Origin of the sequence: Pseudodesulfovibrio portus, assembly GCF_026000375.1 — a bacterium.
Classification (GTDB): domain Bacteria; phylum Desulfobacterota; class Desulfovibrionia; order Desulfovibrionales; family Desulfovibrionaceae; genus Pseudodesulfovibrio; species Pseudodesulfovibrio portus.
On record NZ_AP026708.1, the window covers coordinates 1,717,851 to 1,729,925 of the forward strand.

Annotated in this window: 9 protein-coding genes and 1 pseudogene; 8 read left to right on the forward strand and 2 right to left on the reverse strand. The window is 64.1% G+C overall.

Features of this window, described 5'->3' with window-relative positions; translation table 11 throughout:
• The 4 genes from hemW to galE all read left to right on the forward strand — a co-directional run bounded on the left by hemW (window position 1) and on the right by galE (window position 5,180).
• The gene (gene hemW / locus OO730_RS08305) at window positions 1-1,233 is read left to right on the forward strand and encodes a radical SAM family heme chaperone HemW (protein ID WP_264980968.1); all 1,233 of its coding nucleotides are present in this window, start codon (window positions 1-3) and stop codon (window positions 1,231-1,233) included.
• Window positions 1,234-2,382 carry a chromate efflux transporter gene (gene chrA, locus OO730_RS08310; protein ID WP_264980970.1) on the forward strand — a complete coding sequence of 383 codons (1,149 nt, stop codon included), beginning with the start codon at window positions 1,234-1,236 and terminating at the stop codon, window positions 2,380-2,382.
• Window positions 2,383-2,509: 127 nt separating this feature from the next.
• Window positions 2,510-4,144, forward strand: coding sequence for a methyl-accepting chemotaxis protein (locus tag OO730_RS08315; RefSeq protein ID WP_264980971.1), 1,635 nt, complete (start codon window positions 2,510-2,512; stop codon window positions 4,142-4,144).
• Window positions 4,145-4,202: 58 nt separating this feature from the next.
• A complete protein-coding gene (gene galE / locus OO730_RS08320; RefSeq protein ID WP_264980972.1) occupies window positions 4,203-5,180 on the forward strand; it encodes a UDP-glucose 4-epimerase GalE in 978 nt (325 codons plus the stop codon).
• 237 nt (window positions 5,181-5,417) lie between these two features.
• Here galE and OO730_RS08325 read toward each other — a convergent pair whose 3' ends face one another.
• Complete coding sequence (locus OO730_RS08325; RefSeq protein ID WP_264980973.1) at window positions 5,418-6,161, reverse strand: SIR2 family NAD-dependent protein deacylase; 744 nt, start codon at window positions 6,159-6,161, stop codon at window positions 5,418-5,420.
• Between the two features lie 7 nt (window positions 6,162-6,168).
• The gene (locus OO730_RS08330; RefSeq protein ID WP_264980974.1) at window positions 6,169-6,621 is read right to left on the reverse strand and encodes a SurA N-terminal domain-containing protein; all 453 of its coding nucleotides are present in this window, start codon (window positions 6,619-6,621) and stop codon (window positions 6,169-6,171) included.
• 267 nt (window positions 6,622-6,888) lie between these two features.
• Here OO730_RS08330 and OO730_RS08335 point away from each other — a divergent pair, with 267 nt between their 5' ends.
• The 4 genes and pseudogenes from OO730_RS08335 to OO730_RS08350 form a co-directional block, all read left to right on the forward strand.
• Complete coding sequence (locus OO730_RS08335) at window positions 6,889-8,091, forward strand: ammonium transporter (protein WP_264980975.1); 1,203 nt, start codon at window positions 6,889-6,891, stop codon at window positions 8,089-8,091.
• A gap of 86 nt (window positions 8,092-8,177) precedes the next feature.
• The gene (locus OO730_RS08340; protein ID WP_264980976.1) at window positions 8,178-8,516 is read left to right on the forward strand and encodes a P-II family nitrogen regulator; all 339 of its coding nucleotides are present in this window, start codon (window positions 8,178-8,180) and stop codon (window positions 8,514-8,516) included.
• A 195-nt stretch (window positions 8,517-8,711) separates the two neighbouring features.
• Complete coding sequence (gene glnD / locus OO730_RS08345; RefSeq protein WP_264980977.1) at window positions 8,712-11,321, forward strand: [protein-PII] uridylyltransferase; 2,610 nt, start codon at window positions 8,712-8,714, stop codon at window positions 11,319-11,321.
• 152 nt (window positions 11,322-11,473) lie between these two features.
• Window positions 11,474-12,049, forward strand: a pseudogene (locus OO730_RS08350) (DsbA family oxidoreductase); the annotation flags it as partial.
• Window positions 12,050-12,075 lie beyond the last annotated feature (26 nt).

The window sequence follows — 12,075 nt, forward strand, 5'->3', positions numbered from 1 at the left end:
ATGGGCAGGATCTACGGCGAAGACGTTCCCATGAAGCCCGCGTTCCCCGACGCAACCCCCAAGAAGAAGGAGACGACGGGCATCGACGACAAGGGGCTGCTCCTCTACATCCACGTCCCGTTCTGCCGTTCCCGCTGCACGTACTGCAGCTTCCACTCCCAGTCCTTCAACCAGGTCACGTTCGCCTGGTATTTCAAATTATTGCTCGACGAGATCGCCCTCTGGGGCAAGCGACTGAAAAAGCCCGTCCTGCGCACCATCTATTTCGGCGGCGGCACCCCGAGCCTGATCCCCCTGAACAACCTCGATCAGGTCATGAAAGCGCTGGCCGACAATTTCACCTTCAACCCGTCCATGGAGGTGACCCTGGAGGCCAACCCGGACTCGGCTCAGGACACGAGCTATTTCAGGGGGCTGCTGTCCATGGGCTTCAACCGGCTGTCGCTGGGCATGCAGTCCCTCAAGGACGAGGACCTCCAGATCATGGGGCGGCCCCACTCGGTGGCCATGACCCTGGCCTCCTTTGAGGCGGCCCGGCGGGCCGGATTCGGCAACATCGGCCTGGACCTGATCTGGGGGCTGCCCAACCAGCGGCTCAAGACATGGATGGACCAGCTCAAGCTGGTGGCCGACATGCGCCCGGAGCACATTTCCGCCTACAACCTGACCCTGGAGGAAGGCACGGTCATGGCCGATCGGTGCGCGCCCGGCGGCGACCTGACCCTGCCCCAGGACCAGGAGCAGGGGCGCATGTTCATCTACGGCGCCGAGTACCTGGAATCAATGGGCTACATGCACTACGAGGTGTCCAACTTCGCGCGCATGGGGTTCATGTCCAGGCACAACGCAGGCTACTGGGACGGTTCGGACTATCTGGGACTGGGCCCGTCGGCGGTCTCCACCCTGGGGCGGCGGCGGTTCACGGTGCCCAAGTACATGGACGAATACGACGCCTTCGTACGCGGCGGGCTGGTGGGCAGCGACTACGAGGACCTGTCCGACGACGACCTGCTCAAGGAGATGGTCATGCTCTCCCTGCGCACCGGCAAGGGCCTCGACCTCAAGGAATTTCGCAAGCGGGCCGGGTACGACCTGATCAGGCGGCAGGAGCCGCTCATCACGGCCCTGCACAGGGAGAACCTCGTGCGCATCAACCGGGGCAGGCTCCGGCTGACCAAAAACGGCATGCTCGTGTCCAACGTGATCATCAAACGGCTCGCCTTCGGAGATTAAATGCGCCCGTCCCTTTTTCGCATATTCATCCGCTTTCTCAAGCTCGGGCTGACCGCCTTCGGCGGTCCGGCCATGGTGCCGTACATCAGGACCATGGCCGTGGATCGGGAACAATGGCTCGACGAGCGCACCTTCCGGCTGGGTATGTCCGTGACCCAGATCATTCCAGGGGCCACGGCCATGCAGGTGGCCGCCTTTGTCGGACTGCGCGCCCGGGGCGGGCCCGGCGCCCTGGCCGCCTACCTCGGGTTCGGCCTGCCCGCCTTCCTGCTCATGCTCGGGCTGTCCGCCCTGTATTTCTCCACCCGCGACCTGCCTGCCGTCATGGCCGCGTTCAAGGGCCTCCAGCTCGTTATCGTGGCCCTGATCCTGCACGCGGCCATCAATTTCGCCAAACGCTACCTCGACTCCCCGGCAGCCCAGTTGCTGGCCTGCGTGGCCGGCGTCTGGCTGGGGCTCAGGGGCAACCCGATCCTGGCCCTGGCCGTGGTCTGCGTGCTGTCGATATTCGTGTTCAGGCAGGAACAGGGGACCCTCCCCGCCAAACCCGAACGGATCGACACGGCCCCCCTGCGCTTTGCCGGGCTGCTCGCCGCCGCCCTGGCCGTTTTCGTGGGCGCGTTGTACATCCTTGACCCGGAATTGTTCCGGCTCGGCCTGCTGATGATCAAGATCGACTGCTTCGCCTTTGGCGGGGGGTACGTGTCCGTGCCTCTCATGCTCCACGAAGTGGTCGAGGTGCGCGGCTGGCTGTCCGGCGTACAGTTCATGGACGGCATCGCCCTGGGCCAGGTCACGCCCGGCCCCATCGTCATGACCGGCGCGTTCGTGGGCTACGCCATCGCCGGGGTGACCGGAGCGCTGGTGGCGACCATAGCCGTGTTCTCGCCGTCGCTGATCTTTCTGTGCGCGGCCATGCCGTTCGCGGACCGCCTCCTGGCCTCGCCAATGGCCCAGCGGGTGCTCAAGGGCAGCCTCATTTCCCTGGTGGGCCTGCTGGCCGCCGTGGCCGTGCGCTTCTTCCTCAGCGTCGAGTGGGGCGTGGTCGAGGCGGTCATCGCGTTTGCCGCCTTCATAGCCCTGCGCATGAAGGCGGACATCCTCTGGGTGGTGATCGCCGGGGCGGCTGTCAGCGCACTCCTTCTCTAGCCGCTCGCCGGGCCGCATTGACAGAATCGGCAAGCCGCCGTAGATGTCCATAGAATGTCTAGAGTCTTAGCCGTGCGCCTGGAACACGGCTTCACCTCACTCGGGCGCTGAAACACAGGGGGCCCCCATGTTCGATCCCAGAAAAGTCCCGTTCCGATTCAAACTCATCATCGGCGTTGTCGGCATGGTGGCCGTATCCGCCATAGTCATGGCCAGCGCCATCATCTATCAGGTGGGAGCGGCCCTGAACGACATGGGCATCGACCCGGCCCTGCTGGAAGGCATGAAGCAGAATGTCCTGGTGACCATCCTCATCATCGTGACCTGCGTCATCGCCGCCGCCTGGGCCGGGGGCTTCATCCTGGTCAAGACCCTTATCAAGCCGCTGACCAACCTGGCCGCATACACCCATGAGGTGGTTCGCGGCAACTACGCCGCCACCATCGATTATCCGGCCAAGGACGCCCTGTCGGATACCATCGACGCGGTGAAAAACATGACCGGCGAGCTCAAGTCCAAACTCGGCATGGCCCAGGGACTCCTGAACAGCCTGACCCAGCCCTGTGTGGTGGTGGACCGGAACGAGATCATCACCTTCCTCAACCAGCCGGAACTCGACCTGCTGCAGATCGACGACCCGCCGGAAAAATTCATCGGCATGCACATGGCCGAATTCGTGTACAACGACATCAACCACCCGACCATGCTCGGCGAGTGCATGCGGGACGACAAGACCATCGTCGGACAGGCCACCAAGGGCACGGGCCGCAAGGGCCGCCCCTATCACCTGCTGGTGGACATCTCTCCCATCAAGGACCTGGACGGCGACATCCTCGGCGCCTTCACCATCCTCACCGAAACCACGCAGATCGTGGAGAGCGAGGCCGAAGCACGGCACCAGACGGAACTCATCGTCGAGACGGCCGGACAGGCCGAGGACATCGCCCAACAGCTGGACGCCGCATCCACCACCCTGGCCGATCAGGTCAACGAGGCCAGCCAGGGCTCGGACATCCAGCGCGACCGGGCTGCGGAAACGGCCACGGCCATGGAACAGATGAACGCCACTGTCCTGGAAGTGGCCCGCAACGCCTCGGACGCGTCCGTCAACGCGGACCACATGCGCGAGCTGGCCGAGAACGGCAACGCCCTGGTGCGCCATCTGATCGAAGCCATCGAGGGAGTGGGGCAAAGGTCCGAAGGACTCAAGGAGTCCATGGCCGGACTGGACCGCAAGACCGAGGACATCGGGGCCATCATGCAGGTCATCGACGACATCGCGGACCAGACCAACCTGCTGGCGCTGAACGCGGCCATTGAAGCGGCCCGTGCGGGCGAAGCGGGCCGGGGGTTCGCGGTTGTCGCGGACGAGGTGCGCAAGCTGGCCGAAAAGACCATGGTCGCCACCAAGGAAGTGGACGGGGCCGTCCAATCCATACGCACCGGCACCAGGGAAAACGTGGCCGCCACCGAGACCGCTGTCCAGGCCGTGAACGAGTCGACCGAACTGGCGAGCAAAGCGGGCGAGGCCCTCGAACACATCCTCGAAAGCGTGACCATGGCCGCAGACCAGGTCCGTTCCATCGCCACAGCCGCCGAGGAGCAATCCGCCACCAGCGAGCAGGTCACCCGGGCCACCGACGAGATCAACACCATCTCCAGCGAGACCGCCCAGGCCATGAATCAGGCCCGGACCGCCCTGAACGAATTGTCCGACCTGGCCGCGTCGCTCAAGGACCTGATCCAGCGCATGCAGTCGTAACGCGAACGCCACGGCAGTCGCTTCCATTTCACACTCCATATGAGGTAAGACACCGGTCATGAAAAAGACACTCATCACAGGCGGCGCCGGATACATCGGCTCCCATGCGGCCAAGGCCCTGACCAGCCTCGGGCGCGAGGTGGTCGTCCTGGACTCCCTGGTCAACGGACACCGCGACTTTCTCAAGTGGGGCCAGTTCGAGGAAGGCGACCTGGGCGACCCCGCGTTCATCAAGTCCGTATTTTCCAAACACGACATCGGCGAGGTCCTGCACTTCGCGGCCTTCATCGCGGTCGGCGAATCCGTCGAGAAGCCGGACGCATACTACGGCAACAACGTGCGCAACACCCTGAATCTGCTCGACGCAATGATGGCCGCCGACGTGAAAAGGCTGGTCTTCTCCTCCACCGCCGCAGTGTACGGCGAGCCGGTCACCGAGATCATCGCCGAGGATCACCCGCTCTCGCCGCTCTCTCCCTATGCCTGGTCCAAGCGCATGATCGAGCAGATCCTGGCCGACTTCGACCATGCATACGGCCTCAAGCACATCTGTTTGCGCTATTTCAACGCCGCCGGGGCCGATCCCGACGGCGAGGTCGGCGAACGCCACCAGCCCGAGACGCACCTCATTCCGCTCATCCTGCATGCGGCGCTTGGCATCCGCGACAACATCACCATCTTCGGCACCGACTACCCCACCCCGGACGGCACCTGCCTGCGCGACTACATCCACGTGGCCGACCTGGCCGACGCGCACGTCAAGGCACTGGATTTCCTGGAGTCCGGCGGCTCTTCCCGCGCCTTCAACCTGGGCAACGGCAACGGCTTCTCGGTACGCGAGATCATCGACGTGGCCCGCGAGGTGTCGGGCCGCGACATCCCGGTCACCGAATCAGAACGCCGCCCCGGCGACTCCCCGGCCCTGGTGGCCTCCTCGGCAGCGGCCCGGGAAATCCTCCAATGGAAACCCCAATTCGCCGACGTCCGCGACATCGTCCGCACCGCCTGGAACTGGCACCAGAAAGATCTGGCGTAAGAGGCGTACCCCGACAAATCAAACGTGAGCGATTAGGGTGCCGCACGGCACCCTACAGCGGGTCACCGCACACAGTACCGTGCCAAGGGTTTTCTTTCCCCGACGCCGCGAGGCTTGGGAGAGTGGGTCAGCTGTGCATTTTCTCCGGGTTCCGCCTCCCGCAGCGTACACCGGTACGTGAGGACAGGCGGGGGCCGGAAAAATGTGCAGATGGCCCGCTATCGCAAGCCGGAGGGTCTACTCCAGCACGGCCTGCACCAGCATGGGCGTCATCCAGCCCGCCTTGCCCTGCAGGAAGTAGTCGCTGGTGCGATAGCTGTACTCGGTGTCGTAGAGATTGATCTCGATGAGGATGCCGCCGTGGCTCTTGACCACGTAGGGAATGCGCCCGGCGGGCTGGACCGTGCCGCCCGTGCCGATGATCAGGCAGACTTCCGCCTGCTTGGCCAGCTCGGTGGCGGCATGGTGCACGTTTGAAGGGATGCCCTCGCCGAAGAACACGAAGTCCGGCTTGAGCAGGCCGCCGCAGTCCGGGCAGGGCGGAGGCAGGGTTTCCAGGGGTATGTCTGCGGAGTCGAAGAACCTCCGGCAGGTCATGCACTGCATGCGCCGGGTGGAGCCGTGGTACTCGTGGACCACCCCGCTCCCGGCGGCCTGATGCAGCCCGTCGATGTTCTGGGTGACGATACCGGCAAGCTTTCCCGCGCCTTCCAGTTCGGCCAGCGCGATGTGCGCCGGGTTGGGCCTGGCCCGACCGAAATTGTCGAAGAATATCTCCTTCAGGAGCGGCCAGACCTCGTCCGGATGACGCCTGAAGTAGCTCTTTTCGAACTTGCCGGAGTCGTACTTGGACCAGACGCCCCCGGGCCCGCGGAATGGCGGCACCCCGGACTCGACGGAAATGCCCGCGCCGGTGAAGGCCATGGCGCACCGGGCCTCCCGCAGGGCATGGGCCGCATTTTCCAGGGCGTGATTGGACATGTCCGGCCTAGTCCCCGACGTAGTCCAGGCGCAGCTTCCCGTCCGTATCCTTGAGGATGCGGAACATGGCGTGCCAGCGATCGAAGCAGTGTTCTTCGAGATTGTTGGGGTAGGTGAGGAAGGACCGCTCAAGGGGAATCTCGGCCACCACGTATGTCTCCTTGACGAACACCAGGCTCCAGACCTGGCCCGTGACCGCCTTGTGGCGGTAGGTCGTCCCGGCCCGCGTCCGGAAGGTCTGCTCCGATCCGGTCGGGACCACGCAGACCGAATCCCAGTCGTAGTATTCCATGAACGCGTCCAACGAAAAGCTCTCGCCCTCGTCTGTGCGGTAGGCCTCCACGGCCCGCCGGAAACGATCGCCCACGTAGCTGTCGGTATAGTCGAACACCCCCACCACGATGAAGGCGACGGCCAGCCCGGCGAATACGACCAGTGCGCTTTTTGTCCTCTTGTTCATGACACCTTCCCCCCCGGCACGGTGCCGGGTCCATTATTCATTAACTAAAGCCTTACCCCTGACAGGTCAAATCAAGAGGAACGGACAGTGCTGCGCCCATCCGGGAAAATCTACATGAGAATTGTCAAATTTTAACATTTATGTAAACAATTTTCCATATTTCCCACTTTTGTAAACAAAAAATCGCACAAAAATGCGCAATGCAAGGAATTACACCGTTTATATTTTGGCCCTTCTCTTGCAAACGGTGATGCCGGAGGTATAAAAATGAACTTTGTGGATAATGCTTTTATTCTTATTTGTGCGGCCCTGGTCATGTTCATGACCCCGGGCCTGGCCCTCTTCTACGGAGGACTTGTCCGCTCGAAAAACGTGCTGGCGACCATCATGCAGTCCTTCATCATGCTCGGCCTGATGTCCGTGTTGTGGGCGGTGATAGGGTATTCCCTGTCGTTCGGTTCCGACATCGGCGGCCTCATCGGCGGGTTTGACTTCGCGTTCCTGAAGGGCGTGGGCATGGACGCCGCCAACTCCCCGGCGGACAATCTGCCCCACCTGACCTTCATGATCTTCCAGTGCATGTTCGCGGTCATCACCCCGGCCTTGATCTCGGGCGCGTTCGCCGAACGCATGAAATTCGCCGGGTTCATGGTCTTTTCCGCGCTCTGGCTGATCCTGGTATACGCCCCCATGTGCCACTGGGTCTGGGGCGGCGGCTGGATGGGCGAGATGGGCGCACTGGACTTTGCGGGCGGCGCGGTCGTCCACATGAGCTCCGGCGCGGCGGCCCTGTGCTGCGCCATCCTCATCGGCAAACGCAAGGGACACGGCTCCACGGCCTTTATCCCGCACAACCTGCCCATGACCATCCTGGGCGCGGCCATCCTCTGGTTCGGCTGGTTCGGCTTCAACGCCGGCTCGGCCCTGGCTGCGGACGGCAACGCCGCCAACGCCTTTGTCACCACGCACATGGCAACCGCCGCCGCGGCCCTGTCCTGGATCGCCGCCGAGTGGATGCACGGCGGCAAGGCCACCACCCTGGGTGCGGCCTCCGGCGCCGTGGCCGGGCTGGTCGCCATCACCCCGGCAGCAGGTTTCGTCACCCCCATGTGGGCCATCGTGCTCGGCCTGGGCGCGGGCGTGATCTGCTACGGCGGGATCATGCTCAAGAACAAGTTCGGCTACGACGACGCCCTGGACGTTGTCGGCATCCACGGCGTGGGCGGCACCTTCGGTGCGCTCATGACCGGCGTGCTGGCCACGGTCAACGCGGAAGGATTGATCATGGGCAACGCCCATCAGCTGTGGGTCCAGTTCGTATCCGTTGTGGCCACATGGGCCTTCTGTTTCGCCATGACCTTCGTTATCTTCAAGGTGGTGGACACCACCATCGGCCTCAAGGCCACCCCGGAAGAAGAGGACAAGGGCATGGATATCGCGGAACACAGTGAAACAGGGTATCAGTGGTAGGCCAGCCTACCGGAGGGGGAGCGCACGCTCCGCTCCCTGCCCGGCCACCGGAAAGCGGTAAAGCTTTCATCTAAGGAGTTGAAGATATGAAAAAGATTGAAATCATCACCCGGACATTCAAGCTCGACGAGGTCAAGACCGCCCTCTCCGGAATCGGGGTCAAGGGCATGACCGTCAGCGAAGTCAAGGGGTTCGGCCGCCAGGGCGGCCACAAGGAAGTATATCGCGGAGCCGAGTATCAGGTGGACTTCGTGCCCAAGATCAAGATCGAGGTGGTGGTCGAGGACGACTTCGCCGTCGACGTGGTCGAAGCCGCCCGCAAGGCCGCCTACACCGGCGAAACCGGCGACGGCAAGATATTCGTCTCCCCCGTGGACGAGGTCGTCCGCATCCGCACAGGCGAGACCGGCGAGGACGCCGTCTAGGATATGGAAACAATCACCGGCCCGGATGGCACACCGATCCGGGCCGGCTCATCGGGCCTGCGAGGTTTGAGAGTCCCTTAGCTGCCCGTTTGCCGACCCTGTCCCCATGGTCGGCACCATGGCCGGGAGAGTGGAAAGGCTCCCGGCCATGATCTTTTCTTGCCCCGCAACCGTCAACCGCCTAGGTTTTATGCCATGCAGCCGGACAACACCCTGCCCCCCTCCGCCGCCAGACTGAAAAAAGCCAAGGCCGATCTCTTCTCGCGCGCCAGGACGGGCAATGTCGGCGGCTTTGCCTGGGAATACGCCCACCTGGTGGATCATTACTTCCAGGACCGCATCCGCGAGGCCGGGCCGCAAAAATTCGCCTACGCCCTTGTGGCCGTGGGCGGCTATGGCCGCGGCAAGCTCTGCCCCGGCTCGGACATCGACATCCTGGTCCTGTTCAAGCGGCGCATCCCGGCCACGGCGGACCGGTTCATCAAATCCCTGCTCTTTCCCCTCTGGGACCTCGGCCTGGACCTCGGCCACGGCGTGCGCATCGTATCCGACTGCGTATCCCTGGCCCGCAAGGACTTCCAGGTGCTGGCCTCGCTCATGGACGCCCGCCCCCTGGCCGGCGACGCATTGGTCTTCGAGACCTTCCGCACCACCTTTGACGCCAAGGTGCTCAGGAAAAAGGGCGACTCCTTTGCCCGGTCCCTGCGCGAACACAACGAGACGAGGCTTGCGCAGTACGGCGACGCCTCGGGCATGCTGGAGCCGGAACTCAAGAACGGGCTGGGCGGCCTGCGCGACGGCCAGCAGGTGGCCTGGCTGAGCCGGGTGCTCGACGCCTCGGGCCGCAAACCGGTCTTCCTGCCCGAGGAATTGTCCCGGCTGCGCGACGACCAGGCCTTTCTCAACCGCGTCCGCACGGCCCTGCACCTGGCGGCAAAACGGAAAAACGACCGGCTGCACTTCGATCTGCAACCGCCCACGGCCCGCCTCATGGGTTTCACCCCCAGGAATGATTCCCCGGAGGCGATGGGCCGGACCGTCGAATTCTTTCTCTCCCGCCTGCACCAGGCCATGACCCGCATCAAGACCATGCGCGAGTCCCTGTTCCAGGAGGGGTTCTGCGAAAAAACCGCCGCCCCCCTGCCCGAATTGTCCATCCGCAACCTCGCCGCCGGGCCGGAGGGCATCTTCTTCAAGAGCCAGGCCGCTGCCACGCCCGACAACGTGCTCGGCGCGTTCCTGGAATCCGCACGGTCCGGCCTGCCCCTGACCTGGGGGGCGCGGCGCATCGTCCGCAGCAACCCGGCCCGGTTCGCAGCCGGGCTGGTGGACAAGCCCGAGACCCTGTCCACCCTGGTTGAGATATTCCAGGCTCCCCACGGCGGCGTGGCCTGCCAGGGGCTGGTCGAAACCAGGCTCCTGCCCGCCATCCTCCTGGAATTCGGCGACGTGGAGCACCTCATCCAGTTCAACGACTACCATGTCCACCCTGTGGGACGGCACACCCTGGCCACCGTGAACCTGCTTTCGGAGTTCCTGTCGGGTGCCGACGGATGGGCCGGGGAAATCGGCTCCCACATCGGCTACCGGGACGCCATCATCCTCATCCTGGCCGGATTCTTCCACGACCTGGGCAAGGGGGAACCCAATCACTCCAAGGCCGGGGCGGACATCGCCCGGGACGTGCTCAACCGGTACGCCAGGGAAACCACCCTGGTGGAAGAGGTGGCCTTCCTGGTGGAGCACCACCTGCTCATGCCCGAGGCCGCCACCCGGCGCGACCTGTCCGACGAAAGAGTGGCCGCGAACGTGGCCGCCGTGGCCGAGAACCCGGACCGGCTGGACATGCTCTACCTGCTGTCCGTGGCCGACTCCATGGCCACCGGCCCCCGCGCCTGGAACTCGTGGACCCGATCCCTGTTCGGGGAACTCTATTTCAAGGTCAGAAATCTCCTGGAACACGGCCCGCTCTCCAGGCCGGACGCCGCCCGCCGTCTGGCGTCGGTGCGCGCCGAGGTGCACGAACTCGCCGCCGACATGGACCCCGAATTCGTTGAGGCCGCGCTGGGAGCCATGCCCATGCGGACCTTCCTGGCCCTGGACGCGCCCACCATCGCCGGACACCTCAAGCTGGTGGACACCCTGTGGAAGGACGTGGCCGAAGACCGCATGCGCAAGCCTTCCGCCATCGGCGGCAAGGGGGTCAACCTCATCCAGGCCCGGCCCGGCAAGGCGGCAAATACCTTTGAGCTGACCGTGGCCGCCGTGGACCAGCCCGGCCTGTTCGCCACCATTGCCGGGGCCATCTCGCTCCACGGCCTGGACATCCTGGCCGCCGATATCTTCACCTGGAGGGACGGCACGGCCGTGGACGTGTTCACGGTCTCGGAACCACCGGAATCCCTGTACGCCGACGAGGTCTGGGCCCGCATCCGGCGGTCCATCAGCTACGCCCTGGCGGGCAAGCTCGACCTGGCCGCACGGCTCGAGGAACGGCGCAACTCCCCGCTGACCAAGCGCCGGACCGGCCCGAAGCTCAAGCCCATCGTCACCGTGGACAATACAACCAGCGATTTTCACACCGTCATCGAGGTGGCCGCCACCGACCGCACGGGCTTTCTCTTCGACATGGCCCGCACCCTGGCCGCCCACCACCTGTCCATTCACCTGGCCAAGATCGCCACCATCAAGGGCCGCGCCGCCGACGTCTTCCATGTCCGTACCCAGGACGGCATGCGGTTGACCGACGAGACCCGCATACAGGCACTCAAAATAGATTTGCTGGATGCCGCCACTATGGCATAAGAAGACCTCCGGCACCGCGTTCGTCCCGGCTGAACCGCCTCGGCGGCTTTTGCTCCGGGCAGCACGCAGACGCCAAACCGATAAGCTTACGGTAGGTTGCTATGCCAATAAAAATGACCATTTACTCCGACTTCATATGACCTTTCTGCTATGTCGGCGCGGGCATCGTCGACAGCTTCAGGGACGAATTCGACATCCAGGACACATGGGTCCCCCATGAGATCCACCCGGACACGCCCGCCCAGGGGCGAGACATGACCGACCTGTTCAACCGGTTCGACATCGACAACATCACCGGCGTACTCCGTCAGCGCGGCAGGCCCTACGGCATCGAATTCGGAGACATGTCCCGGCTGTCCAACTCGCGCCTGGCCCTGGAGACCGGCGAGTTCGCCCGCGATCACGGCGACTACCACCGGGTCCACATGGCCCTGTTCAAGGCGTACTTCACCTTCGGCCGGGACATCGGCGACCGGGCGGTCCTCAGGTCCGTGGCCGGGGACTGCGGCCTGGACCCGAACGAACTCATGGCGGCGCTGGAAGAAGGACGCTATACCGAACAGGTGCGCCGGGGATCGGACGCCGCCCGCAGGGACAAGGTTACCGCAGTCCCGACCTTTATCATCAGGGGGTGTCCGGCCATCACCGGAGCGGTCAATGAAACGCTCTTTCGCGAAGCCCTGCAAGGGGCTGCAGCCGCCCTCTCCTCGGCCACGGACAACAAATAACCGCAACGAACTGCAACAGCGGAATG